Annotated in this window: 21 protein-coding genes; 6 read left to right on the top strand and 15 right to left on the bottom strand. The window is 71.0% G+C overall.

From position 1 onward, the window contains the following. Positions 1 to 159: 159 nt before the first annotated feature. Together NAEX_RS08885 and NAEX_RS08880 are read right to left on the bottom strand one after the other, a co-directional pair. The gene (locus tag NAEX_RS08885) at positions 160 to 585 is read right to left on the bottom strand and encodes a hypothetical protein (RefSeq protein WP_143141243.1); all 426 of its coding nucleotides are present in this window, start codon (positions 583 to 585) and stop codon (positions 160 to 162) included. Positions 586 to 598: 13 nt separating this feature from the next. Beyond that, a complete protein-coding gene (locus tag NAEX_RS08880) occupies positions 599 to 1,021 on the bottom strand; it encodes a hypothetical protein (RefSeq protein WP_096327082.1) in 423 nt (140 codons plus the stop codon). A gap of 249 nt (positions 1,022 to 1,270) precedes the next feature. On the opposite strand from NAEX_RS08880, the gene NAEX_RS08875 reads away from it, so the two are divergent. Together NAEX_RS08875 and NAEX_RS08870 are read left to right on the top strand one after the other, a co-directional pair. After that, a complete protein-coding gene (locus tag NAEX_RS08875; protein WP_211302378.1) occupies positions 1,271 to 1,483 on the top strand; it encodes a DUF3606 domain-containing protein in 213 nt (70 codons plus the stop codon). 546 nt (positions 1,484 to 2,029) lie between these two features. After that, positions 2,030 to 4,945: a serine/threonine-protein kinase gene (locus tag NAEX_RS08870; RefSeq protein ID WP_170135575.1), complete on the top strand. Its 2,916-nt coding sequence runs from the start codon at positions 2,030 to 2,032 to the stop codon at positions 4,943 to 4,945. Here the strand turns inward: NAEX_RS08870 and NAEX_RS08865 are convergent. The 3 genes from NAEX_RS08865 to NAEX_RS52015 all read right to left on the bottom strand — a co-directional run bounded on the left by NAEX_RS08865 (position 4,932) and on the right by NAEX_RS52015 (position 7,811). Then, entirely contained in the window at positions 4,932 to 5,354 is a 423-nt protein-coding gene (locus NAEX_RS08865) for a hypothetical protein (protein ID WP_096327080.1), read from the bottom strand. The two genes, NAEX_RS08870 and NAEX_RS08865, sit on opposite strands and share 14 nt — an antisense overlap. A gap of 314 nt (positions 5,355 to 5,668) precedes the next feature. After that, positions 5,669 to 5,968 (bottom strand): hypothetical protein, encoded by a 300-nt coding sequence (locus tag NAEX_RS08860; protein ID WP_096327079.1) that lies wholly within the window; start codon positions 5,966 to 5,968, stop codon positions 5,669 to 5,671. 658 nt (positions 5,969 to 6,626) lie between these two features. Next, the gene (locus tag NAEX_RS52015) at positions 6,627 to 7,811 is read right to left on the bottom strand and encodes an alpha/beta fold hydrolase (RefSeq protein WP_096327078.1); all 1,185 of its coding nucleotides are present in this window, start codon (positions 7,809 to 7,811) and stop codon (positions 6,627 to 6,629) included. A 110-nt stretch (positions 7,812 to 7,921) separates the two neighbouring features. Here NAEX_RS52015 and NAEX_RS08850 point away from each other — a divergent pair, with 110 nt between their 5' ends. Continuing rightward, positions 7,922 to 8,686 carry a helix-turn-helix domain-containing protein gene (locus tag NAEX_RS08850; RefSeq protein ID WP_096327077.1) on the top strand — a complete coding sequence of 255 codons (765 nt, stop codon included), beginning with the start codon at positions 7,922 to 7,924 and terminating at the stop codon, positions 8,684 to 8,686. A gap of 36 nt (positions 8,687 to 8,722) precedes the next feature. Here the strand turns inward: NAEX_RS08850 and NAEX_RS08845 are convergent, their stop codons facing one another. Further along, a complete protein-coding gene (locus tag NAEX_RS08845; RefSeq protein WP_096327076.1) occupies positions 8,723 to 9,073 on the bottom strand; it encodes a hypothetical protein in 351 nt (116 codons plus the stop codon). A 161-nt stretch (positions 9,074 to 9,234) separates the two neighbouring features. Between NAEX_RS08845 and NAEX_RS08840 the strand changes: the two genes are divergently transcribed. Beyond that, entirely contained in the window at positions 9,235 to 10,875 is a 1,641-nt protein-coding gene (locus NAEX_RS08840) for a dihydroxyacetone kinase subunit DhaK (RefSeq protein WP_096333558.1), read from the top strand. 92 nt (positions 10,876 to 10,967) lie between these two features. On the opposite strand, the gene NAEX_RS08835 is transcribed toward NAEX_RS08840, so the two are convergent. Both NAEX_RS08835 and NAEX_RS08830 read right to left on the bottom strand, forming a co-directional pair. Further along, entirely contained in the window at positions 10,968 to 11,804 is an 837-nt protein-coding gene (locus NAEX_RS08835; protein WP_096327075.1) for an outer membrane protein assembly factor BamB family protein, read from the bottom strand. Next, positions 11,747 to 12,526 carry a DUF4215 domain-containing protein gene (locus tag NAEX_RS08830; RefSeq protein WP_100793416.1) on the bottom strand — a complete coding sequence of 260 codons (780 nt, stop codon included), beginning with the start codon at positions 12,524 to 12,526 and terminating at the stop codon, positions 11,747 to 11,749. Before NAEX_RS08830 ends, NAEX_RS08835 begins: the two co-directional genes overlap by 58 nt. A gap of 191 nt (positions 12,527 to 12,717) precedes the next feature. On the opposite strand from NAEX_RS08830, the gene NAEX_RS08825 reads away from it, so the two are divergent. Further along, on the top strand, positions 12,718 to 14,217 hold the full coding sequence (locus tag NAEX_RS08825; RefSeq protein WP_100793415.1) for a c-type cytochrome: 1,500 nt from the start codon (positions 12,718 to 12,720) through the stop codon (positions 14,215 to 14,217). Positions 14,218 to 14,257: 40 nt separating this feature from the next. Here the strand turns inward: NAEX_RS08825 and NAEX_RS08820 are convergent, their stop codons facing one another. The 5 genes from NAEX_RS08820 to NAEX_RS08800 are packed head-to-tail and all read right to left on the bottom strand — an operon-like array spanning position 14,258 to position 19,194. After that, complete coding sequence (locus tag NAEX_RS08820) at positions 14,258 to 15,745, bottom strand: DUF1501 domain-containing protein (RefSeq protein ID WP_143141242.1); 1,488 nt, start codon at positions 15,743 to 15,745, stop codon at positions 14,258 to 14,260. Positions 15,746 to 15,764: 19 nt separating this feature from the next. Continuing rightward, on the bottom strand, positions 15,765 to 16,394 hold the full coding sequence (locus NAEX_RS08815; protein ID WP_096327071.1) for a hypothetical protein: 630 nt from the start codon (positions 16,392 to 16,394) through the stop codon (positions 15,765 to 15,767). A gap of 13 nt (positions 16,395 to 16,407) precedes the next feature. Continuing rightward, complete coding sequence (locus NAEX_RS08810; protein WP_096327070.1) at positions 16,408 to 17,391, bottom strand: DUF1585 domain-containing protein; 984 nt, start codon at positions 17,389 to 17,391, stop codon at positions 16,408 to 16,410. Between the two features lie 34 nt (positions 17,392 to 17,425). Then, positions 17,426 to 18,667 carry an ISL3 family transposase gene (locus NAEX_RS08805; RefSeq protein ID WP_096326213.1) on the bottom strand — a complete coding sequence of 414 codons (1,242 nt, stop codon included), beginning with the start codon at positions 18,665 to 18,667 and terminating at the stop codon, positions 17,426 to 17,428. Beyond that, complete coding sequence (locus tag NAEX_RS08800; protein WP_096327069.1) at positions 18,601 to 19,194, bottom strand: hypothetical protein; 594 nt, start codon at positions 19,192 to 19,194, stop codon at positions 18,601 to 18,603. Before NAEX_RS08800 ends, NAEX_RS08805 begins: the two co-directional genes overlap by 67 nt. A 281-nt stretch (positions 19,195 to 19,475) precedes the next feature. Between NAEX_RS08800 and NAEX_RS08795 the strand changes: the two genes are divergently transcribed. Continuing rightward, positions 19,476 to 20,381, top strand: coding sequence for a LysR family transcriptional regulator (locus NAEX_RS08795; protein WP_096327068.1), 906 nt, complete (start codon positions 19,476 to 19,478; stop codon positions 20,379 to 20,381). A 40-nt stretch (positions 20,382 to 20,421) separates the two neighbouring features. Here the strand turns inward: NAEX_RS08795 and NAEX_RS08790 are convergent, their stop codons facing one another. Together NAEX_RS08790 and NAEX_RS08785 are read right to left on the bottom strand one after the other, a co-directional pair. Continuing rightward, entirely contained in the window at positions 20,422 to 21,804 is a 1,383-nt protein-coding gene (locus NAEX_RS08790; RefSeq protein WP_096327067.1) for a sigma-54-dependent transcriptional regulator, read from the bottom strand. Continuing rightward, complete coding sequence (locus NAEX_RS08785; RefSeq protein WP_096327066.1) at positions 21,761 to 23,209, bottom strand: sensor histidine kinase; 1,449 nt, start codon at positions 23,207 to 23,209, stop codon at positions 21,761 to 21,763. Before NAEX_RS08785 ends, NAEX_RS08790 begins: the two co-directional genes overlap by 44 nt. Between the last annotated feature and the right edge of the window lie 305 nt (positions 23,210 to 23,514).

Here is a 23,514-nt window from a genome sequence, read left to right as displayed (position 1 = left end):
GGCTGCCCAGGGCCGTGCGCGGGACCGAGGTCGCGAGGCTCGCCGGCAGGGACGGCGCGGGAATCTCGGCGGCCGCGCTGGTCGCCGGCAGGTCCGGCGATTGTATGGACAGACGATCGGCGAGCGCGGCGGGCCGCCGCTCGCGGGCCTGGCGAGCGGTTAGGTGCAGAGGTCGAAGTCGTGGCAGCTGAATCCGGTGTACTCCCAAGGCCCGCAGCCGCCGCAGGCGACCGGGCTCGGGGGTTTGTAGCACCAGCGCCGATACTTGTTGTAGACGGTGCCGTTGTTGCCGCGCGTGAACACGCAGGTGTTACAGTTGGTCCTCTCGCTTTTGGTCTCCCACTCACCCTGGCACACGCCCTCGGCGACTTGCGGCGCGTCCGCGAGCTCGGGGATGTCCGCCGGAGAGGGTGCCTCGGCGTCGGCCTCGGGCGGTAGACTCATGCAGAGCGGGAGCAGGAGCTCGAGCTCGTCCGACGGCGCGAGCGCGACCTCGGCGTCGCCGGAGGCGGGCTCCTCCATCGGGTCGCACGCAGCGACGCAGAGGGCCCAGGCGATCGAGAATGCACGGGTTCGAAGATTCATGGCGAGGCTCCTCTCAACAGCCGACTTCGCACGACCAGGACCACAGGGTTTTCGAGTAGCAGCCGCACGCGGGCGGGCTCGGCGGCTTGTAGCAGTACTGCCACCAGTGCTCGACCTTCCTGCCGGACTCTCCCGTGATCGGGTGTCGGCAGCTCCCGCACCCATAATCGATGGGGACGTAGTCGTTGCTGCCCGTGCTGCACGTGCCGAGGGCCGGGTCGGCCTCGTCGGTGAATTCGTCCGGGCCCTCGACGGGCGGCTGCGAATCGAGTTCGGCGAGGTCGCACACCTCGCGCAGCTCGGAGTCGGCGATGACGACGGCGTCCTGCGCCTCGTCCTCGGCGGCGAGGACCGTACCCTCGTCCTCGGCGAGCTCGACGTCGGGGTCGTCGCAGCCCGCGAGGGCGAGGACACACAGCCACCTCGCGCGCTTCATGATTGATCTTGCGGTCGTTCGTGCCGTCATGGTGTCGCTCCTTTGGTTCGAGCGGTCGTCCGCGCGCGCGTGCCGATGAGCCCGGCGCGCGGCCGAGGCTGCTCCTCGGGGGGATGACAGGCGGCGAAATCAGTTGTCGCGGCGCTCGAGCAAAAAAAGTTGATGCGCGTCTTCCGCCGGGAACAGGGGCCGATCCTCATCGCGCGCGCTTCCTAAAATTTTGGGAAGTCCTCGCGCCGGCGTTGCTCGATGGCGAAGCTGAGCAACGCTGTCGGCACCATGTCCGACGACCCGAACATCAATGGCCCCCAGGACCGGAAGACCATCAATATCCACCAGGAGCACGAAGTCCGAACGTGGACGAGGACGCTCGGCACGACCCCCGAGAAGCTGCGCGAGGCCGTCCAGGCGGTCGGGACGTCGGTGGAGCGGGTGAGGGAGTACCTCACGAGCAATCGCTAGGATCGTGCCGAAAACCCCCGTGCGTCCGGACTGGGCATATCCCTCGGGAGCGGCGACCGGGTCCCGAGGGTGCCCAGGACCCACCCTGAAAACCGGCACCGCGCGCCACGACGCCACGGATGGTTACGTCGCGGTTCGACCCGACCTCGGCAGAGGGGTCACTCGCACGGTCACGCAGTTGAGCCGTGCGCACAGACCTGCACGTCGAGGCGGGTGGGCTCGTCGGTCGCAGTGGATCCTGTCTCTGAGGACAGGACGAAGAAACATGCGCCTCGACCGGCTCGGTCTTGCGGCCCTGCGACGGGCTGAGCGTCGCGGACAACCGGGAGGCGGTCGCAGGTCGATGTCCCCCGGGACATGTCCGTTCGTGCCGGCGCGCGCGTCCCCGAGGCTCGGCAGCCCGTGCTCGACCCGGGGTCGGGGCGCCACGGACGGCGGCGGGGCCACGCGGACGGGCGCACCGGCTGGGTGATCGCATCGCCGTTGCACGATCGCGCGCCGACGTTCGGGACGCCCGTCCCGCTCTTGCACGCTTCGCCGGCATCCGTGAACCTCGAACAGGCGCCGATGCCCGTCGACCCCACGCACACGAGCCCGCTCGTCACCCGCGTCGACACGCTCGCGTCCGCGCCCGAGCGCGGCAGGCGGGCCGAGCCGGAGGTCGACGCCGGCCCGGCGAAGATCGGCCGGTTCGTCGTGCTGCGCAAGCTCGGCGAGGGCGGCATGGGCGTCGTGTACTCGGCGTACGACGAGCAGCTCGAGCGCAAGGTCGCGCTCAAGCTGCTGCGCGGTGAATTTCGCGGCCAGCAGCAGAGCGTCGGCCAGGCTCGGCTTTTGCGCGAGGCGCAGGCGATGGCCAAGCTGTCGCACCCGAACGTCGCTCAGGTCTACGACGTCGGGCCGTTCGGCGACGCCGTGTTCATCGCCATGGAGTTCGTCAGCGGCGGCAGCCTCAAGGACTGGTTGCAGCGCGAGGACCGGCCGTGGCGAGCGATCCTCGGCGTGTACCTGCAAGCCGGCCACGGCCTCGCCGCGGCCCACGGCGCCGGCATCGTCCACCGCGACTTCAAGCCCGACAACGTGCTCGTCGGCGACGACGGCCGCGTGCGCGTCGTCGACTTCGGCCTCGCCCGCCACGACGAGCACGCCATGACGCACCCGGGCGCCCCGCCGCCGAGCGCGAGCAGCGTCGACCTGACGCAGGTCGGCACGTTCATCGGCACCCCCGCGTACATGGCCCCCGAACAGCTGCTGCGCGAGCCGGCCGACGCGCTCAGCGACCAGTTCAGCTTCTGCGTCGCGCTGTTCGAGGGTCTGTACGGCTACCGCCCGTTCAAGGGCGCGACGACGGCGGAGATCTCGCGGGCTGTCCTCGAGGACAGGCGCCTCGAACCGCCGCGCGACACCGAGGTCCCGGGCTGGGTCCACGCCGCGCTGGTCCGCGGCCTCAGCATCGACCCGGCGCTGCGCTTCCCGACGATGGACGCGCTCCTGCAGGTGCTGTCGGCCGACCCCGATCGCGCCCGACGCCGCCGCCTCGGCGTCGCCGCGGCCGCCGCCGGCGTGATGTTGTTCGCCAGCGCCGGCGGCTACGCGGCCCACGCGATCCAGGCCCGCGACGCCGCGACCTGCGTCGGCGCCGACGAGCCGCTCGCCGGCGTCTGGGATCCTTCCGTCGCCCGGGCGGTCCGCGAGGCCTTGACCGCGACCGGGGCCGCCTACGCCGACGAGGTCGCGACCCGCGTCGGCCAGCGGCTCGCCGAATACGCCGGGGCATGGGTCGGCATGCGCCGCGGCGCCTGCGAGTCGCACCGCCGCGGCGAGCAGTCCGACTCGCTGTACGACCTGCGCGTCGCCTGCCTCGACGACCGCAAGACCGCCCTGCGCGCGCTCGTCGAGGTGTTGACGACCGCCGACGCCGCGGTGCTCGAGAAGGCCGTGCAGGCTGCCGACCAACTGCCGACGCTCGCGCGCTGCGCCGACACCCGCGCCCTGCTCGCCCGCAGCCCTGCTCCCGACGACCTCGCGGCCGCGCACGCCGTCGACGACCTGCGCGCCCGCCTCGCCGGCGTGCAGGCGAAGTTCGACGTCGGTCAGTTCAAGGCCGCGCGCGCCGAGCTCGGGCCGCTGCGCGCCGAGGCCGAAGCGCTGGGGCATGCGCCGACGCTCGCCGCGACGCTGCACCTCGCCGGCAAGATCGACGACCAGCTCGGCGACTACCCGACCGCCGAGGCGGCGCTGCTGCGCACCGTGGCGACGGCCGACCGCGCCGGCGACGACGACACCCGCGCCGCCGCGACGATCGACCTCGTCCGCACGGTCGGCGTGCGACAAGCCCGCTTCGACGAGGGCCTGCACCTCGCCGAGCTCGCGCGCGGCGCCACCGGGCGCCTGTCCGACGGCGGCACCGCCGAGGCGCTGCTCGAGGGCCGTCTGGGCGACCTGCTGCTGACCCGCGGCGACCTCGACCGCGCCGCGCCGCACATCGACCGCGCCGTCGAGCTGCGCGCCCGGCTCCACGGCGAGACCTCGATCGCCCACGGTCAGGCTCTGATTTCCCGCGGCACGCTCAAATTCCTGCGCGGCGACTACCCGGCCGCGATCGCCGAGTACCGCCGCGTCCTGGCGATCTTCGAGCAGACCTACGGCGCCCACCACCCCGTGCTCGGCGACGTGCTCAACAACATCGGCGCCGCGGAGCTGAGCCTGTTCGACCTCGACGAGGCCGAGGCGACGTTCACCCGCACGCTGGCGATCGTCCGCGGCGCCTACGGCGACAGCCACCCCGCGCTGGCGACCGTCCACTTCAACCTCGGCCTGATCGCCCAGTTCGAGGCGCGCTACCCCGATTCACTGACCGCGCTCCGGCAGGCGCTGGCGATCTACGAGGCCCACCTGCCGCCCGCCCACCCGAGCCGCGGCGACTGCCTGATCGAGCTCGGCAACACCCACCTGTTCGCCGGCGACTTCACCGCGTCGGAGCAGTCGTTCGCCGACGCGCTGGCGATCTTCCAGCAGGCCTTCGGGACAGGCCACCCGCGGACCACGCAGGCGCTCGCCGGCATGGCCACCGCGCAGCTGCGCGCGGGTCGGCTCGGCGACGCCGAGCGCACCTTTCAACGCGCCCTCGCCGAGCTCAAGCCCGATCCCGCCGACCCGACCCGCGGCGTCCCGCTGGCCGGGCTCGGCCGCGTCCACCTGGCCGCCGGCCGCCATGCCGCCGCCGCCGAGGCGCTCGAGCAGGCGCTCCCGCTGCTGCCGCAGAACGCCTTCGTCGCCCCGTACGACGTCGCCGAGGCCCAGTTCGCGCTCGCTCGTGCGCTGGTCCGGCTCGACCCGGCCAACGCCGCGCGCAGCCGCGACCTCGCATCGCAGGCGAAGGCCGGCTTCCTCGGCGTCGGCGCGGCGTTCCAGCCGGCCGCTGCCGAGGTCGACGTCTGGCTGTCCGCTAGGGCAGGTTGACGAATGCGGTCCCGTCGGACTTGCCCGTGCAGACCAGCCCGCCGAGCGTCATCGTCTTGTCCCAGACGACGACGTCCCCCTCCTGCTCGATCGCGTCGAACTTGCTCTTCGGCGTCAGGCACTGGAGGTCGGCGCCGGTCTTGAGGCACGCCTCCCACACGGGCACGCCGGTGAAGCACTCGCACTCGATCGGCTTGACCGTACAGGGCTCTTCGCCGCCCATCTTGCTCGCGTCCTGCCCGAGCGTACTGCCGGTCGTGCCGTCCGTCGTACCGCCCGTCGTGGTCCCGCCGCCGATGACGCCGGTGCCGATGATCACCTTGCCCGGGTAAAAGTAGTTGGCCACCGCGGTCCCGGCGATCCCGAGCCCGCACGCCGCGAACACACCGATCACAATCAACTTGCGCATGTCCTAACCCTCCGCTTCCGAACCGAGCCTGCCATTAGGCCGGCACCTCCGCGGCGGGTCAATCCGCGCAACGACCTGCGCATGATGCTGCCATGTAGGTAAAAGGTGCATGGGCGCCGCCGTGCGGACGGGGGACCATGGCGGCCATGACCGTGGCCCCCGACAACGCCCGACCGCCCGCTCTGCTGCGCCGCGGCGGGGCCGGTGTCGAGCTCGAGCCGGGCAGGCCGGACATCAGCCTCGGCGGGGCCGTCGTCATGCTGCGACGCCATCCACTGCAGGCGTCGTCGCCCAGCCGGCGACGAGTCGTCCCCTCAATTCACGATGTCGCATTGCCGGTCCCACTCGCTCGTGATGGACCAATCTCCGGCGGAGGTCGCGTCGTGCCTGCCCGTCGCGAAACATTCGCCGCAATCACTGCCGTACGCGATGTACCGCCCCTCCTTGAAGCCGGGAACACACACCTCGCCAAAGGGCGTGTCATGGCATTCCTCGCGCGTCGCCGTATATGCGGCCTCACACTTGAACTGGGCGGAGTGCACCGGGCGCGGAGCGGCGAACAGGCCCGAGACGACGGCCAGGACGGGGAGCGAGAACAGAAGCTTCTTGGACACGGTCTATCTCCTTCTGCTGGCAATCGAACCGTATCGACTGCGAGTATAGATTGGTCTCGAAAAGTTTCATGTGTCCAGCGAGCTCTTGTGAAATAGCAAGGCCAGCGGAACCAGGGCCAGGTGCTTGAGGCAGCGGCGAGAGCAGCACCTACCAGTCGTCGGCGAGCGTCCGCCCACGCGCTGGGCGAGCAAGCGACCAACTGCCTACATAAACCGTAAAATCGCGCCGCCGCCCGCTGGACGGCGCGAGCGCCGGTGGACACTCGGGGGCCCCAACGACGGTCGACGGCTGTCAACCTGCACGCGGCGGCGCTCCGTCGTCGCTGCTCGCGGGAAGTTCTGCACGCCCAGCGTGGGGCAGGGCGCCAGGGCGGCAACGTCAATCAGGCGGCGGCGCCATCGCCCCACGACCACCGGCTCCCCACCGGCTCGTCGAACGGTCGCAGCGTCGACGCGCGGGCGGCGAGCAAGCTGGGCCCGCGACAACGCCTCGCTACCTCCGCCACCGCCGATCCCGCGCCCGTCCGAAACATTCGCGGTCGTCGCCACCCGCCTTCGCTGTCACCTTGCTCCGCGACGACGTGGACGCCTCCAGCGAGCTGCCCCGGCGGCGGACGGGTGCAGGCGCACCCGCCATGCCGAGGTCGTCATCGACGGCTCATCCGCGGATGAACGCGAGCAGGTCGTGGTTCACGCGATCGACGTGCGTCACGAACAAGCCATGCGGCGCGCCCGGATAGATCTCGAGGCGAGCGCCTGTGATGCCGGCCGCGGTGCGCTGGCCGAGGGCGAGCGGCGCGGACACGTCGCGGTCGCCGTGAAGGATCAGCGTCGGGCGATCGATCGCCGCGAGGTCCGGGCGCAGGTCGGAGAACACCACCGCGCGCTGCGTGGCGATCGCTACGTCGACGTGCGTGCGCAGCAGCTCCGAGACGAGCCATGAGCGCATGGCGGCCGAGGTCTCGGGGACGAAGAACGGCGGCTCGTTGTCGGCGGCCCAGCCCGGGAAGTCGTGCGCCCAGGTCGCCCACAGCGCCGCGAACGCGGCGTCGGGCAGGCCCTCGGGGTTGTCGGGGAGCTGGCGCAGCACCGGCGTCGTCGGGGCGAGGAGGGCGATCCGCGCCACGCGCGACGAGCCGTGGCGCGCGACGTAGCGCAGCACTTCGGCGCAGCCGAGCGAGTGGCCGATCAGCGTCGCGCCGCGGAGGTCGAGGTGCGCGAGCACGGCGGCGAGATCGTCGGCCAGGGTGTCGAGCGCGTAACCCGAGGCCGCGGGGCTCGAACGCCCGTGGCCGCGGCGGTCGTAGGCGACGCAGCGCAGGCCGGCCGCGCGCAGCGCGTGCTCCTGGTATTGCCACATCGAGCTCGACAGCGCCCAGCCGTGGACGAACACGACCGGCGGACCGTCGCCGCCGGTGTCGCGGTAGAACAGGCTCTCGCCGTCGGGCAACCCGATCGTGCTCCCGCGGGGCCGCGTCGGCAGCACGTCGAGAAAGCCCGTGACGCTGGCAAAGCGGCCGTCGGGCGCGAGCGTAGCGAAGTCGGTGCCGCCGGCGATCGCCGCGCCGCTCGCCGGCGCGAGCGACCACGAAAAGCGCAAGTAGTCGCCGTGGCGGTCCGCCGCGCCGCGCCGCGCGAACACGTGCGCCGGAAATTTCGCCTGGACCGCCCCGATCATCGCGTGGATGCCCGCGTGCCCCTCGCTCGCGGCGAGCGGGTCGACGTAGCGCGCGTCTGCGGTGAAGGTCGCGGCGATCAACTGCGCGCGGTGAGCGTCATCGCGTTCGTTCCACGCGGCGAGGTAGCGGTCGACGAGGTGCAGGCTCTCGAAGGTGCTGGACATGGGCTGAAAATGGGCCCGTGCGAGCGCCGGGTCGATTACCTCCCAGGTAACGATCGGATGACCCGCGAGGTTATGGAGCGCCGGCGCGGGACGGGTACACTGGCGCGGCGATGCAGAGCCCCACGCGACCGATCGGCGCCCTCCTGCGGCAATGGCGCGAGCGCCGGCACATGAGCCAGCTGGCGCTCGCGGCCACGGCCAACATCTCGACGAAGCACGTCAGCTTCCTCGAGTCCGGCCGCGCCACGCCGAGCCGTGACATGGTGCTGAAGCTCGCCGACGTGCTAGCGATCCCGCTGCGCGCCCGTAACGCGCTGCTGCTGGCGGCCGGACACGCACCGTCCTACTCGCAGCACTCGCTCGATGCGCCCGAGCTGGCGAACGCGCGCCGCGCGATCGACCTCTTGCTCGGCGCGCACGAGCCGTATCCTGCGATTGCGATCGATCGCCACTGGAACCTCGTCGCCGCCAACCGCGCGTTCGCGCCGCTGGTCGCCGATCTGCCGGCGCGCCTGTGCCAGCCGCCGATGAACGTGCTGCGCCTGAGCCTGGCGCCCGACGGGCTGCTGCCGCGGATCGTCAACGCCGCGGAGTGGCGCGCGCACGTCATGCACCGGTTGCAGCAACAGATCGATGCGAGCGCCGACCCGGCCCTCGTCGAGCTGCGCGCCGAGCTCGGCGGCGATCCGGCGGCCGTCGGCCACGGGAGCGACCTCGTCGCCACGCTGCGCCTGCGGGTCGGGGACGCCGTGCTGTCGTTCCTCAGCACGACGACCATCTTCGGCAGCCCCGTCGACGTCACGCTGTCGGAGCTCGCCATCGAATCGTTCTTCCCGGCCGACGCCGCCACGGCGGAGGCGCTGCGGCGCATGTAGCCGGCGCCCCCGTGGGCCGCCTGATGGACTTCGGACTCAGTGATAGCAGTTGCACGCATCTCCATTAAAGGTGTTGGAGTCCGCCCAGCCGAGGGACATGCACATGGCGCTGCATGCGGCCTCGTTCAGGCTGCCACGACCCGAGCAGTAGCAGTAAATTTCGAGGGCGTACTCTTTTGCCTCACCGCTGGAGAATCCGGCTTCCAGACAGGTCGCTGTGCAGGCACTGGCGGTCGTGAGCTCCTCTTCGCTGTCCAGCCCCTCGTCTGCGCCTCCTCCGAGGTCCTTCTCGGGCGGGTCGTCGTTCTCGGGCGGGTCGTCCTTCTTGTCGGGGCCTCCGCAACCGAGCAGTGGAAGGGCAAGGAAGAGGGCAGAGAGGCGCGGCATGAGAAGCTCCTGGCAACGAGGGACAGCTTGGCTCGGGAGCCTACCTCACTCGTTTCCGCGTGCGAAGAGCCCGCTCAGCTCTATGTCGACGATCCGCGGTCAACGGGAGATTCGATCCGGTGGGGGCTGATCAGGGCCGGCGGTTGTGCGACCATCGCCGCGTGAAGCACTTCATCAACGAGCGGGCGGATATCGTCCGCGAGGCGATCGACGCCGCGGTGATGCTCGGCGAAGGCAAGCTCGCCCGACTCGACGGCTACCCCGCGATCAAGGTCGTCGTCCGCACTGACTGGGACCGCGGTCGGGTCGCGGTGATCTCGGGCGGCGGGGCGGGACACGAGCCGGCGCACGTCGGTTTCGTCGGCGACGGCATGTTGACCGCCGCGGTCAGCGGCGAGATCTTCGCCTCGCCGAGCGTCGACGCGGTGCTCGCGGCGATCCTCGCGGTCACCGGCGCGCCGGGCTGCCTGCTCGTCGTCAAGAACTACACCGGTGACCGCCTCAACTTCGGGCTCGCTGCCGAGAAGGCGCGCGCGCTCGGCCTCGACGTCGAGGTGGTCGTCGTCGGCGACGACATCGCGATCCCCGAGGCGCCGCGTCCGCGCGGCGTCGCCGGCACGCTGTTCGTGCACAAGGTCGCCGGCCACCTCGCCCGCGATGGGGCGCCGCTTTCGGAGGTGAAGCGCGCCGCGGAGCGCGTCGCCGGGGCGGTGTGCTCGCTCGGCCTGTCGTTCTCGTCGTGCACGATCCCCGGCCAGCCTGCGGAAGCGCGGCTCGGCCCGGACGAGGTCGAGCTCGGCCTCGGGATCCACGGCGAGCCCGGCGCGGAGAAGATCCGCTACGCGCCGGTGCGCGAGCTCGCCGAGGTCCTCGTGTCGCGCCTCCACGCGCGGCTCGACGACGCGGGCTCGCCCGTCGCGCTGCTGGTCAACGACCTCGGCGGGGTGCCGCCGATCGAGATCGCGGTCGCCACGGGGTCGCTGCTCGCGTCGATGCGGCGCGAGGTCGGTCTGGTGTTCGGCCCGGCGCGGCTGATGACGTCGCTCGACATGAAGGGCCTGTCGCTGTCCGCGCTCGCGCTCGACCCGGAGCTCGAGCGCGCGCTGCTGTCCCCCGTCGGTCCGGCCGCGTGGGTGCCCGGGCGGCGCGTCGCCCGCGTCGCGCCGGTCCCGCTGCCCGCGCGCCTGCGGCCCGAGCCGCTCGCGCCGTCGGTCCACGACGCGCGCCGACGCGTGGTCGAGGTCGTATGCGAAGAGTTGGTCGCCCGCGAGGCCGAGCTCAACGCGCTCGACGCGAAGGTCGGCGACGGCGACACCGGCACGACGTTCGCGACGGCGGCGCGTGCCGTGCTCGCGGAGCTCGATCGCCTGCCGTTCGCCGACGCGGGCGCGCTGTGTGCCGCGATCGCCGGGCACCTGTCGAGCGTGATGGGCGGCTCGAGCGGGATCTTGCTGTCGATCGGGGTGTCGGCGATGGGTGTCGCGGCGAGAGCGGCCCAGGACTGGCCGGCGGCGCTGCGCGCGGGCGTGCAGCGGATCCAGCAGGTCGGCGGCGCCGAGGCAGGCGATCGCACGATGCTCGACGCGCTGCTCCCGGCGATCGCGGCGCTCGCGGCCGACGAGGGGCTCGCAGCGGCCGCCGCAGCAGCGCAGCGGGGCGCGGAGGCGACGCGGACGATGACGCGGACGCACGCCGGTCGCGCGAGCTACGTGCCCGAGAGCGCGTTGCGCGGCGTCCCCGATCCGGGGGCCGTCGCGGTCGCGGCGATCTTCGGCGCGCTCGCGGCGGCGTCGCCCGCGTGACCCGGCCTGGGCGTCACTTCGGCCGCACCGACGGCCGACATCTCGGCACCCGCCAGCTCGATCATCGGAATACGCCCTCCCTGCGAGTGCCGTCAGGGCGAGCCGTTCGGATCGTAGCTCGTGATCGCGGTCTCGGTGAGCACGTAAAAACGGTCGTCCGGGGCGAGCAGGGCGTCGCGAACGCCGTGGCCCGCGGCCAGCTTCGACCACAGGACCGCGCCGTCCGGGCCCACGCGGGCCACGTGCTGGACCGATTGGCCCTCGCTCACCGCGCCGCCGGCCAGGAAGACGCCGCCGTCCTCGGCCGCGACCAATGGGCCGGCGCCGCCGCGCCAGGGGGCCGGCAACGAATAATCGGTCCACGACAGCTCACCGCCGGCGGTGTCGAAGGTGACAAGGCTGTACCCGGGCAAGGGCTCGAACGGAAAGTCGACGCCGTGGCGGGACAGCGAGACGACGAGCTTGCCGCCCGTGAGCGCCATGCCGCCGACGGACACACGGACGGGATCGGGCGGCGGGCGATCGAACTGCCACAGGGGCGCGCCGTCGCTGCTCAGGGCGCGCAGGTGGACGCGGTGGTCGATCGGCAGGTCGTCCGTGTCCTCGTGGCGCTGGCCGACGACGTAGACGGCGTGGGCGTCGACCGCGAGGTTGTGATAGGAGGTCTGCGTCGGATACTCGTCGAAGGGGTCCTGCGCGGCGCTCCACAGCAGCGCTCCGTCGCCGGTGAATCGATGCACCTCGCTGCTCGAGACGATGTTGAGGATCATGCCGGCGACGACGATGTCGCCGTCGGGGGCGATCTCGAGGCCGAATGGTTGCAGGTGCAGGTCATCGTATTTGATCTGCCACACCAGGTCGCCGGCCGCGGTCAGCCGGGCGAGCCAGAACTTGCCGAGACCGTCCGAGAGGACCTCCTGGTTCCACACCGGACCCGCGACACGACGTCGCCGTTGGCCGCCGTGGCGGCCTCGAACACGGGGAGCCACTCGACCTTGTCGGACTCGAGCGACCACGTCCATTGCGGCTGGCCGACGCCGGACAGGGCGAACTGGCGCGCGCGGGCGAGGAACTTGTCGGTGTTCTCGACCCACCCGTAGGAGCCGAGGACCAGCGCCGGCGCCTGATTCGGCGCGAAGGCGCCGTCGATGGCGGTGAAGCAGCGCAACGATTCGTCGGTGAACAGCGGCGGGAGCGGAAACCCGAGACCCTGGCCGCTGGGGCCGGGGGTGCAGTCGTTGCGACAGAGATCGAGATCGTCGAAATTGCCGTCGTCGCAGTGCTCCCCGTCGTCGAGCACGCCGTTGCCGCAGAGATTCGGGAGACCGGTGTCGCTCGAGGTCGAGGCGTCGGTGGCGGTGTCGGTGGTGGTGTCGGGGCCGCGCGTGCTGTCGAGCTGTCCGCTGGACTCGACACCGGTGGCGTTGCCCGTGGCAGTCGTCGCGCCGTCGGTGGTGGTCGGATCGAGGGGGGCGGTCGAGGTGGTGGCGGGACCGCCGGTGGTCGAATCGCCCGCAGTGGGATCGGTCGAGCCGGACGTCGTGGTGCCGGTGGTCGGACCCTGATCGGCGCTCGTGCCCGCGCTGTCGGGGCAAGCGGACAGCGCCAGCGGGAGCACGAGGGCGAGACGGCGCCAGGACATCAGGGGCATGGGCGCAGGATACACGACCGCGGAGCTCATCCATGACGCCTGCTGAGGTGCCCGCAGCATCGCCCCGGCCCTCGCCGCTGGCGCGCCGCGAGGGCATTCGCCAAGGAGGGGCATGCGGCCCGCTCGAGCGTCGGGACCGATGCCCGCGGTTCCTCGATGCGCCGGCCCGGCGAGATCGGATACCATGCGGCATGCGTCCAGTCGCCCTCGCCGTCCTCACGCTGCTGTCCGCCTGTTCGAACGTCCCCTCGGCGGCGGACGGGCCGGGCAGCGAGTCGGACGCGAGCACCGGCAGCAGCGGCGGCGACAGTACGGGGGATGGCGGCAACCTGCTCTGCGACGGTGGTCCATGGCAGCGTGGGCGGCCGATCGCGGTCCCGGAGTTGCCGGCCGGCGATCCGGTCGCGGGCTACGAGGCGCTGCTGACCCGTGATTACGTCAGTTGCGGGATCCCCTGGGAGCTGTTCGGCTTCGCTGAAAACGTGCTCGGCGTCGAAGAGCCGTTGCCCGGTCGCACCGGCAAGAACGCCGAGGTCGGCCATGCCTGGAACGTGGTGAGCCGCTCGGACGGCAGCGAGCTGGTCGTATCCAACTGTCTGCAGTGCCACGCGGGCTACTTCAACGGCGAGCTGATCGTCGGCCTCGGCAAGGCCTCGGCCGACTTCACGACCTCGCTCAGCGACTTCGCCGAACCATTGCCGGACCTCCCCGAGACCAGCGAGGCCAACGCGGCCTTCAACAAGTTCAAGGCCCGCGCCGCGGCGCTCGGGCCCTATTCGACGATGCTGACCGTCGGCGCGAACCCGGCGGTCATGTTCGCGATCATCCTGCTCTCGCACCGCGATCCGGTCACGCTCGCGTGGAGCGACGAGCCGCGGTACGAGCTCTCCACGGAGCTGGTGATACCGGCCGATCCGCCGCCGTGGTGGCGGGTCGGCAAGAAGGCCAGCAACTTCGCCAACGGGATGTCGCGCCGCGACCATCGCGGGACCATGGTCCTCGCCTCGTCGCTGTGCACCGACAGCGTGGAAGAGGCCGCCCCCGTGGTCGACTACTTCGCCGACATCCAGGCCTATCTCGCCTCGATCGAGGCGCCCAGCTACCCGTTCGCGATCGACGCGGCGCTCGCGGCCGACGGCGCGGAGATCTTCGAGTGCAACTGCGCCGGCTGCCACGGGACCTACGCCGACGACGCCAAGGCCGAGACCTACCCCAACCTGCTGATCCCGCTCGACGTGATCGGCACCGATCCCTCGTTCGCCACCCTCGCGGCCGAAGGCGGCTTCTATCACCACCTGCGAGATTGGTTCAACGAGTCGTTCTATGGGATGTTCAGCGAGGTCGTGACCGACGACCCGACGCCCGGCTACACCGCGCCGCCGCTCGACGGCATCTGGGCGACGGCGCCGTACTTCCACAACGGCTCCGTGCCCAGCATCGCGCTCGTGCTCGACAGCACGGCGCGACCGAGCCGTTGGCGGCGGCTCGACTACGACAGCACCAACTTCGACCAGGCCGCGCTCGGCTGGCCGTGGGAGCCGACCATGCCCTGGGCCGACGCGCCGGAGAGCGAGCGCAAGTTCATCTACGACACCACCGCGTTCGGCTACGGCAACGGCGGCCACACCTTCGGCGATCACCTCGACGACGCCGAGCGCCGGGCCCTGCTCGAGTACCTCAAGACGCTCTGATCCGGCCGCGCCTGTCTGGCGACAGGCGGCCGTCCACGGCTCAGGCGAGCAGCGCGGACATGTCGATGCGCTCGGGGAACTCGATGTCCATCGCCTGGGCGATCGCCGAGTAGATGTGGGCCTCGGAGCACTGGAGGCTCGGGTCGGCCTCACCCGTGCTGCCGTCGAAGCCGTAGGTCTCGCAGGTCGTGGGGTCGATGCCGCCGAACACGGCGTTGCCCTTGAGGAGCGGCGAGACGATGAGCGTGCCGTTGTTGAGCGAGTGGCCCGTGCCCCACGACTCCGCGCCGGCCGGCCGGGTCTTGTCGCGGCCGAATTCGGTGGCGACGTAGATCAGCGACCGGTCCCACATCTTGCCGAGCGCGGGATCGCCGAGGTAGTCGAGCTGCTGCAGCAGATCGACGAGCGCGTCGACGGCCTTGAGCACGTGACCCCACATCAAGTACTGCGCGGTCCGGTGGTCGGTGTGCGAGAAGTCGAAGGCGATCGGCGTGGTGATCAGCTTCTCGTTGCCGAAGGTCGGCTCCTGGCGCAGGCCGATCGTGCTGACGCACGACAGGCCGTAGTACGCCAGGAGCACGGCCAGCGCCGCCTGGGACTCCCACGGATCGATCAGCAGGTTCGAGAACTTGGCGGTCAGCGTCGGCAGCAGCGGGCTCGACATCACGCCGTACTTGGGGTCGAGGAGCTCGGGCGGCAGGAGGGTCAGCCGGTCCATCAGGTTCGTCGCCTCGAGCCGCGGCTGCACCTCGCGGCGGTTGACGAGGAAGCGCTGCCGCCTGGGGCTGTCGGTGAACGTGCGGCCGAACGTCGAGGCGTCTTCGAGCTGCTCACGGACGCCCCGCGCGCGCTCCACCAGCCCGCGGCCGGGGGCCCCGAGCACGCCCTTCACGCCGTCCATCGCGGCCGCGAAGCCGAGCGGCGAGGCGATGATCTCCGCCCGCGCGAACTCGGGCGTCGACGGGTCGACGCCGGGCTGGATGTACCCGTCGTTGGCCATGTTGCAGTTCGGGATGATGAGATCCTCGCCGTGCCGGACCGCCATCGCCTCCATGATCGTCCGGCCGCGGTTGAGCCCGGCGCCCGTCACCGATCGGTATTGCCCGACGTTGTGGTTGACGCTGGTGCACTCCTGCGTCAGCACCGTCATCCACGGGTGGTGCTTCTTGAGGAAGGCGTCGAGGGAGAAGCTCGACTCGTAGAGCCCCGCGAGCAGGCCGACCGAGTCGTAGTAGCCGGGGCACCGCAGGTTGCTCCCGGTCGGGGTGATCACCTTATCGTCGTCATAGGCGTTCAAGGTGTCGGCCAGCGCGTCATCGCCGACCTCGCTGCGGGTCACGGGCAGGAAGCTGTCGACGATGCTCGCCCCGCCCGTGGCACACAGGACGAACAGCAGCTTGCGATCCTTGTCTGCGCTGCTGCCCGCGCGCTCGCCGGCCGCCCGGCCGAGGGCCGAGCCGAGCGCGGTCGTGCCCATCGCCCCGGCCATCGCCAGGAGCATGTTTCGTCGCCCGATTTTGCTGGTCATCGTCGCAGGCTCCCGTGGCTCAGAAGAACAAGAACTCGGTCGAGGTGCCGACCGCGAAGCAGGCGAGCACCGCGAAGTCATGGGCCGACACCGGCTTGCCGTCGTCGTCGGCGGTGAGCCCGCCGAGGATCGTCAGCTCGTGAGGCTCCGGGTCGCGGGACAGCAGGCGGCGGTACAGCGCCGTGATCGTCGCCGCGAACGCTTGGTCGTCAGGGGACGGCGCCGCCGCGGCGGTGAGGTCGAGATCGACGAACACGACCGGCTGGCCGCCGCGGTCGAGGTTGGCCCGGCTCGCGCAGGCGCTCATGACCACGCGGTCGAGCACGATCGGCGTCGACACCAGGGTGTCGGGTAGGGGCTCGTAGAGCCCGATCCGCAGCGGGTCCGCGCCGCCGAGCGAGATGTGGTGGATCTCGCGGGCGCACGAGCCCCGGCCGAGCTCGTTGCACACGCCGTCCTCGGGGAGCTCGAGCGCCCGCATGAGGTCGCGCTGGAGCGCCGCGTTGCGCTTCCATTGCAGCTCGCCGCGCTGGGCGCGTTGCAGCTCGTCGGCGCCGGTGTCGTCGGCACCCCCGCTGCCGTCGTCGCGGCAGCCGCCGGCGAGCACCAGCGCCGGCACGAGCGAAAGGACGAGTTTGCGCGTGGTCATCGTCGTGCTCCTCTCACGGGATCCCGAAGGCGTCGGTGTCGACGAGGCGGTGAAGCAGGCGGTTGGCCGAGTAGCCGTCGGTCGGCATCGCGGTCCAGACGGCATCGAACTCGTCGAGCTCGTCCGGGCGCGGCTCGTGCCCCACGGCGTAGACGAAGAACACGTGGGCGAGGTTGCGCTGGAACTCGCGCGACTGCGACATGACGGCGGCGAGCTCGACGAGGCTGTCGACCTGCCGGTCGAGCACGACGAACTCCGGCTCCGCCGCGTCCCACCCCGGGATCCGCTCGCTCGGGCGCGTCGCACGGTACTGCCCGGTGCGATTCAGGTTCTTGAGGTCGATGCCCTCGTAGTACGAGAACGCGTACGACAGCGGGTCGAGCGTCGAGTGGCACTGGGCGCACGCCTGGGCGGCGACGCCCTTGTCGTCGATGTCGAGGGGCTCGCCCTCGACCGGCCGGATCCCCTCGTTCTGCGACAGATCGAGCCCGAGGTACTCGCGGTAGGCGTGCCCGGCCGCGACGCGGGGGACGGCGGCGAACATGATGTTGATGAACAGGTTCCACTGGGTGGTCAGCATGCCCGCGCGGTGCTCCGGCGCGAGCAGCTGACCGCCGCCGAACGCGCCCGACGGGTTGGCGATCGTCCCCTCGACCTTGTGGAAGTTGCCGGCGTCATCGAGGCCGACGTGGTACTGCGCGGTGAGCAGCTCACGGGCGTCGCGATCGCCGGACAGCACGTACTGCCAGAGGCGGTAGTCCCAATTGTAATCGGAGAGCGTGATCTTGTAGCCGTTGATCGAGACGTCGGTGTCGACGCCGAAGGCCTTGACCGGGCGGATCTTCGGGTGCGCGAGCGAGGCGAGCGCCTCGTCGATCCAGAAGTCGGACTCGAGGCACTCGGCGAGCGCGTCGTGGATCGCCTCGATCTGGGCCGCGCCGGCCAATGCGGCGAATTCCTTGGCCTCGTCGTACGACGGGGAGGTGCCGCAGAACAACGGCTCTTCAGGGTTTGTGGTGGATACCGCTGACTCAGCGCGTGATCCCGGCAGGATAGAGGTCGAGGCCGCCGAGGTGGAAGTAGATCGCAGCTCGGAAGCGGTCGCGGTTACGGAAGCCGCGGGCGACGTACTTGAGCTTCTGGATGACCGAGTTAAGGCCCTCGGCAGAGGCGTTGGTGATCCGTTCGGTGGCTGCATGGATGATGCCGCCGAGGTGATTTTTGACCATGCGCGCGGCGGCCTTCATCGGCTCCAGGCGAGAGCGGATAGCCCAATCGTACCACATGCCCCATTGGTCCCGCATGTTGCTCGGCGAGGTGTGCTCCCAGACCTCCATCGCCGCCTCCTTGAGCGCCCACGCGCGGGCCGTCCGCAGCGAGCTCGTCCGCAGCGCCTCGAAGTCGTCCCAGACCTCCTTGCTCATCCGTTCGGGGTTGCGCAGCCAGAGGTACTTGGTGCCCTTGAGCCGGTTGTCGCCGAGGCCGTGGAGAGCGCGGTGTTCCTCGCGTCGCACGTGGTCGACGGCTTGACCGAGGCGCGCGGCGACGTGGTACTTGTCGAAGGCGATCTTCGCGTCGCCATCGGGGATGGCCTCGCGGACAGCTTGAATGTAGGGCTCGTGCATGTCCATGACGACCACGGAGACCGCAGCCCTCTCTGGGCGCGAAAAGCCGCTCAGGAAGCTCTTGAGGGCCCCCTTGCCGCGTCCGTCGGCGACGTGGATGACCCGCTTGCTGGCGGACTTCGGGTCATGCACGATCGTGACGTACTCGTGGCGCCGCTGGAAGGAGGTCTCGTCGACGGCGAGCATCTCCGGCAGCGCGACCTCGCGGCGCTCGAGTCCGCGTTGTACTGCACGCTCCTGGACGCCGGCGACCTGATCCCACGAGAGCCCGAGGCGCTCCGCGACCACTGCAATCGGCGCATCGCGGAGCCAGTCGATCACCAGCGCCTCGAACAGCGCGGTGAGCCGAGCGCTACCGTCCGCCCACGAGACGCGCATCGTGAGCGTACCGTGCTTCGGGCACGACGTCCGCGGTACGCCGGCTTCGATGATCGTCCGATACTGACACGTATCGAGGTGCCGCCATCGGCGAGTCCGCGTATCGTGACGGGGAACAGCCTGGCCACACTCCGGGCACGTCGTCGGCACATCGGGGTCGTGCTCGACCTCGATGACGATCTGCCCCTGCCCGAGCTGCAGCTTCACCGCAGCAACTCTCCAGGGAGCCTCGATACCGAGAATTCGGGCGTAGAGTTCGGTCTCTGCCATTTCGCGCACGATATCACGGCGCGATTTCGCGCGCAACCTACGCCACCCTCAACCCTGAAGAGCCAGAACAACAGGCGGACGCGCTTGTAGGCGTAGCGCGGGTCGTACTCGCCGATCGCGTAGCTCGGGTTGTCCGCCCCTTCGGGGGTCGGCCGCGGCATCCACTGCGACAGCGGATCGCCCGGATCGGTCCCGAGGTCGATCTCCTCGCGATTGCTCAGACCGTCGCCGTCGCTGTCGTCGTCCTCGATGGCCGCGAGCGCCGACGCGAGGTTGTCGTCGAACGCGGCGCCCTGCAGCGCGCCGAGCACCGCGCCGCCGTAGGCGTTCCAGCTCACCGGCTGGGTCGACACGTGACACTTGTTGCACGTGATGCTGCGGCCCATGCACTCCGGCGCGTCGGCGTAGACCTCGCAGAAGGCGCGCGGGCCCGTCGGTCTCGCCCGGCTCTCGGGGGCGAACGAGGCGACTGCGACGCCACAACCGACGAGCGCCAGCAGCCGCGGGATGCCGTACCTCGACTTCATCGGTCCCCCTCCCCGAGCCGCGACGGCTCGGCGGACCCCCCGATCGCCGAACATGCGGGCGGAGCCGCCACGAGCTCGCCGTGGCCGAGCCGGCAAGGGCTGAAGACGGTCGGTGTCGGGCGGGGAGGTCGGGCCGTCCGCATACGAACGGGCGCGACGGCGAGCGACAAGGCGGCGGTCATTGGCGGCTCCTGTGTCCTCGAAGGTAGAATCATCCGCTGCAGCAATCGAGCCCCACCCACGCACCTGACTGGTGCGTCCACGCAACAAGGATTTCGCGCATGGAATCACTGCTCGCCAACCTCCCCACGCTGATGGCCCTCGTCCGGCACGGCTCCGTGTCCGCGGCCGCGGCAGAGCTCGGTGTCCCCAGGAGCACGGTGAGCCGCCGACTCGCCCGACTCGAGCAGGAGCTGGGCGTCGTGCTCGCGGAGCGGACCACCCGCACGTTGAAGCTGACCGACGCCGCGCGCGAGCTGGGCGGGGAATCGGCCGCGCTGCTGACGAAGCTCCGGACCACCGCAGAGGCCATCGTCGCCGAGGCGGGCAAGGTGAAGGGGAGGCTGCGGATCGCCCTGGCGCCGGGGCTCGGCGGGCCGTTCATCGCGCCGCTGATCGCCAGCTTTCACAGACGGCACCCGGACGTCGTGGTCGAGCTGCTCGTCACGGAACGGCAGCCGCACCTCCTGGACGACCAGATCGACGCGCTGGCCGTGACGACGCTCGACCCGGCGTTGCCCTGGAGCCGCCGGTCCCTCGGGAGGACCCCGGCGATCGCCGTCGCGAGCCCACGCTATCTCCGTGATCGCCCGGCGCTGACGGACGCCGCGGCGCTCGACGGTCACGTCGTCCTCTGGTACGGCCTCAACCGCGGCGGGACGTTCACCTGGCCGCGGCTGCGGGGCGCGCCGATCCCGGTCCGTCCCGCGTTCGTGACGAACGACCTGCCCACGCTGCGGGAGATGGCGCTCGAGGGCGTGGGCGTCGCGATGCTGCCCATGCACCTCATCGTCGACGAGCTCGCCCGGGGCGCGCTCGTGCACGTGCTGCCGAAGCAGATCGGCGCCACCATCGAATTCTTCGCGCTCTTCGTCCCCGAGCGAGGCAAGAGCCCGGTGCTACGCGCCCTCTTCGACGAGGTCTCGCGCTACTCGGCGAAGCTCGCGGCCAGCGCGAACAAGGCGTGACCGGGAGGCGATGCGCGCAGCGAGCGGGCCCGACGCGAGGTCACTCCTTCACGTCGAGGTCCGCAGCTTCTTGCGCGCCGAGCAGTCGCCCGAGGGTCTTGACGTCGATGCCGAGGCGGCGGGCCGCGTGCGCGCGGATGCCGTCGACCTGTTCGAGCACCCAGGCGGCGTATCGGCGCTGCATCTCTCGCATCGGCACGATCGCGTCGAAGGTCGGGAGCGAGTCCGGGGGCGCGCTGAAGTTGCGGGGCAGGTCCGCGACCTCGATCATCGCCCCGTGACCGAGCAGGACCAGACGCTCGATGGTATGGGACAGCTCGCGGACGTTGCCGGGCCACGGGTGGGCGAGCAGCCGCTCGAGGGCCGCGCGAGAGAAGCTGCGGACCGGGCTGTCGGGGTAGCGCGCCCGGGCCTTGGCGAGGAAGTGATCGATCAGCTCGGGCAGGTCGCCGTTGCGCTCGCGCAGCGGCGGCAGCTCGAGGACGACGAGGTTGAGGCGGTACAGCAGATCTTCGCGGAACCGCCCGTCGCGGACGGCCTGATCGAGGTCGCGATTGGTGGCAGCGAGGATGCGGACATCGATCGGCCGCTCCTTCGTGCCGCCGATCGGGCGCACCGCCCCGCGCTCGATCACGTGCAACAGCTTGGCCTGCAGCGGCAGGGCCATCTCGCCGATCTCGTCGAGCAAGATGCTGCCGCCGTCGGCGGCCGAGAACAGGCCGGCAGCGCTGGAGGTGGCGCCGCTGAACGCCCCCCGCACGTGGCCGAACAGCTCGCTCTCGAGCAAGTTCTCGGGCAGGGCCGCGCAGTTCAAGGCGACCAGCGGCGCCGAGGCGCGGCCGCTGCGCTGGTGGATCGTCGAGGCGACCAGGGTCTTGCCGGTGCCGGTCTCGCCGGTGATGAGGACGGGCGCCGAGGTGCCGGCGACGCGGTCGATGATGCGGAACAGCTCCTGCATCGCCGCGCTGCGGCCGAGCAGGCCCGGCGGCCCCGGCTGGACGCGGAGCGCGTGGCGCAGCACCTCGGCCTCGCGGCGGAGCTGCGCGTCCTCGAAGGCGCGGCGGATGAAGATCAGGAGCTCGTCGACGCGGAACGGCTTCGCCAGGTAGTGGAACGCGCCGCGGCGCACGGCCTCGATCGCCGTGTCGAGCGCGCTGTAGGCCGTCATCACGATGACCGGCAGCTGCGGGTTGAGGGTCCGCGCCTGGGCGAGCAGCGTCAAGCCGTCGGCCCCGGTCATGCGCAGGTCGGTCACCATCACATCGAAGTGCGCCTCCCCGAGATGCACCAGCGCCGCCTCGGCGGAGCGCGCGACGGACACGTCGAACCCCTTCTCGGTCAGCCCGTCGCTGAGCGCCTCGAGCATGTCGAGGTCGTCGTCAACCAGCAAAATTCGGGTCTTGTGCTTCGTCGGCGAGAGCATCGTCGGACATGCGTTCGGCGGGTAAGCGTAGCACGGCGTTCGTTCCGCCGCCGGGGCGGTCCTCGAGCCTGAGTTCGCCTCGATGCATGCGCATGACCTCGCTGGCGATCGCCAGGCCGAGGCCCGTGCCCTCGGCCTTGGTGCTGAAGAACGGCTGGAGGCGCGCGCGGACGGCAGGGTCGATGCCGCCGCCGCGATCGCTGACCGCGATCTCCAGTTGCGCGCCCCGCAGCGACGCGCTGAGCTCGACCTCTCCGCGCTCGCGCGACGCGTCGCACGCGTTGAGCAGCAGGTTCGTCAACGCGTGCTCGAGGAGCCGCGCGTCGCCGTAGATCCACGGCAGATCGGACAGCGAGTGGACGCGGAGCGAGACGCCGGCGCGCTCGAACCGGTGCCTGACGCGAGAGACCGCGCTGCGCAGCACGTCCGCGGCGGGAAAGCGCTCGCGCAGGGGCGCCGCGCCGCGGGCGATCGCCAGGAAGCCGCGCGCGTTCTCCCGGATCTTCGCCACCTGCTCGGTGATCGCTCGCGCGCCGCGACGCGCCCGGTCGTCTTCGGCGTTGTTCTCGAGCTGCTCGGCGCGCATGGCGATCACGCCGAGCGGCGTCGACAGCTCGTGGGCGATGCCGGCCGCGAACGTCAACATGGTCGCGGCTCGCCCCTCGCGGGCGAGCTGGACCTCCTGGTGGGCCCGCATCGACTCGCGGGCCAGCATGCGCTCGAAGGCTCGCTCCTGTCGTTGCGTACGGAGGAGGACCAGCCCGAACCCGAGCACCACGAGGCTGGCGAGGCTGACCATGATGATGGTCCGGGCGTAGCGCCGAGACTCGCGCGCACGCTGGCGCTCCGTCGAGCTGACGACGGCGAGGATCCACTCGCCGAACCGCGGATCCTCGACGCGCGACAGCCCCGCGACCGCGAGCTCCTCGGGCAACCCGAGGCGCAGCGCTTCGCTCGGCGTCAACCAGGCGCTGCTCTCGCCCGCCGTCGCGGCCTGGACCACGCTCGGGAGGTCCACGGGCGTACCGTCGATGGTCCGCAGGTCGTCCGTCGCGGTCGCCCACACCAGCAGGCGGTGATGGGCGTCGTCGGCGATCGCGTCCTCGTGGAGGAGCTGGCGCGGCTCGACCAGGAGAGAGGTGTGCTCGAAGCGCCACGCGCTGCCCTCGGCGTGGGCGGCGCCCGCGGGCTCGTCGCCGCCCAGCGACGACAGGCCGGCCCGGAACTCCGACGCCAGCACTTCGGCCAGCACGCGCGCCTCGCGAGAGCTCTCGAGGCGCGTGGTCGACACCAGCGAACGCTCGTCCATCACGCCCAGAGCGGCGATGGCGCCGATTGCGAACACCATCGCGGTCGCCAACAAGCCCGTACGCCAGCGCTTGAAGCGAAACTGGGACGCGTTCATGGCCGGCAAGAGAAGCACGCTTCGCGCCAATTGGGAAACGGCGCCGAATCGGCGGTGAACGCGATCGGAACGGGCATCCTGCCGGGCCGCCGGGAAATTTTCCCAGCCCTGCGATGCACCCGCCGCCGCGCGCGGGCGCGGGAAATGTTCGCTCGAGCGGTCGTGCCGGCCGCTCGCGCCCTGGGGCGGTGCGCCGTGGCCCTTGGCACACCCCTTGCTCAGACACCTTGCCGCGCACACCGACGCGCGAGCTCGGAGGCCGAGTGCTTGATTCCACGCCGCCACGACCCACGTATTCGCCGATC

Origin of the sequence: Nannocystis exedens, from assembly GCF_002343915.1 — a bacterium.
In the GTDB taxonomy this organism is placed as follows: domain Bacteria; phylum Myxococcota_A; class Polyangia; order Nannocystales; family Nannocystaceae; genus Nannocystis; species Nannocystis exedens.
This window is presented reverse-complemented; position numbering and strand designations above follow the sequence as displayed.

Excerpts from the sequence above, each read along its gene's own strand:
- NAEX_RS08815 (WP_096327071.1), bottom strand. The coding sequence starts at position 16,394 with ATGACCACGCGCAAACTCGTCCTTTCGCTCGTGCCGGCGCTGGTGCTC.
- NAEX_RS08785 (WP_096327066.1), bottom strand. The coding sequence starts at position 23,209 with ATGAACGCGTCCCAGTTTCGCTTCAAGCGCTGGCGTACGGGCTTGTTG.
- NAEX_RS08800 (WP_096327069.1), bottom strand. The coding sequence starts at position 19,194 with ATGAAGTCGAGGTACGGCATCCCGCGGCTGCTGGCGCTCGTCGGTTGT.
- NAEX_RS08805 (WP_096326213.1), bottom strand. The coding sequence starts at position 18,667 with ATGGCAGAGACCGAACTCTACGCCCGAATTCTCGGTATCGAGGCTCCC.
- NAEX_RS08830 (WP_100793416.1), bottom strand. The coding sequence starts at position 12,526 with ATGCCCCTGATGTCCTGGCGCCGTCTCGCCCTCGTGCTCCCGCTGGCG.
- NAEX_RS08885 (WP_143141243.1), bottom strand. The coding sequence starts at position 585 with ATGAATCTTCGAACCCGTGCATTCTCGATCGCCTGGGCCCTCTGCGTC.
- NAEX_RS08845 (WP_096327076.1), bottom strand. The coding sequence starts at position 9,073 with ATGCCGCGCCTCTCTGCCCTCTTCCTTGCCCTTCCACTGCTCGGTTGC.
- NAEX_RS08850 (WP_096327077.1), top strand. The coding sequence starts at position 7,922 with ATGCAGAGCCCCACGCGACCGATCGGCGCCCTCCTGCGGCAATGGCGC.
- NAEX_RS08865 (WP_096327080.1), bottom strand. The coding sequence starts at position 5,354 with ATGCGCAAGTTGATTGTGATCGGTGTGTTCGCGGCGTGCGGGCTCGGG.
- NAEX_RS08795 (WP_096327068.1), top strand. The coding sequence starts at position 19,476 with ATGGAATCACTGCTCGCCAACCTCCCCACGCTGATGGCCCTCGTCCGG.
- NAEX_RS08820 (WP_143141242.1), bottom strand. The coding sequence starts at position 15,745 with ATGACCAGCAAAATCGGGCGACGAAACATGCTCCTGGCGATGGCCGGG.
- NAEX_RS08880 (WP_096327082.1), bottom strand. The coding sequence starts at position 1,021 with ATGAAGCGCGCGAGGTGGCTGTGTGTCCTCGCCCTCGCGGGCTGCGAC.
- NAEX_RS08790 (WP_096327067.1), bottom strand. The coding sequence starts at position 21,804 with ATGCTCTCGCCGACGAAGCACAAGACCCGAATTTTGCTGGTTGACGAC.
- NAEX_RS08875 (WP_211302378.1), top strand. The coding sequence starts at position 1,271 with ATGGCGAAGCTGAGCAACGCTGTCGGCACCATGTCCGACGACCCGAAC.
- NAEX_RS52015 (WP_096327078.1), bottom strand. The coding sequence starts at position 7,811 with ATGTCCAGCACCTTCGAGAGCCTGCACCTCGTCGACCGCTACCTCGCC.
- NAEX_RS08825 (WP_100793415.1), top strand. The coding sequence starts at position 12,718 with ATGCGTCCAGTCGCCCTCGCCGTCCTCACGCTGCTGTCCGCCTGTTCG.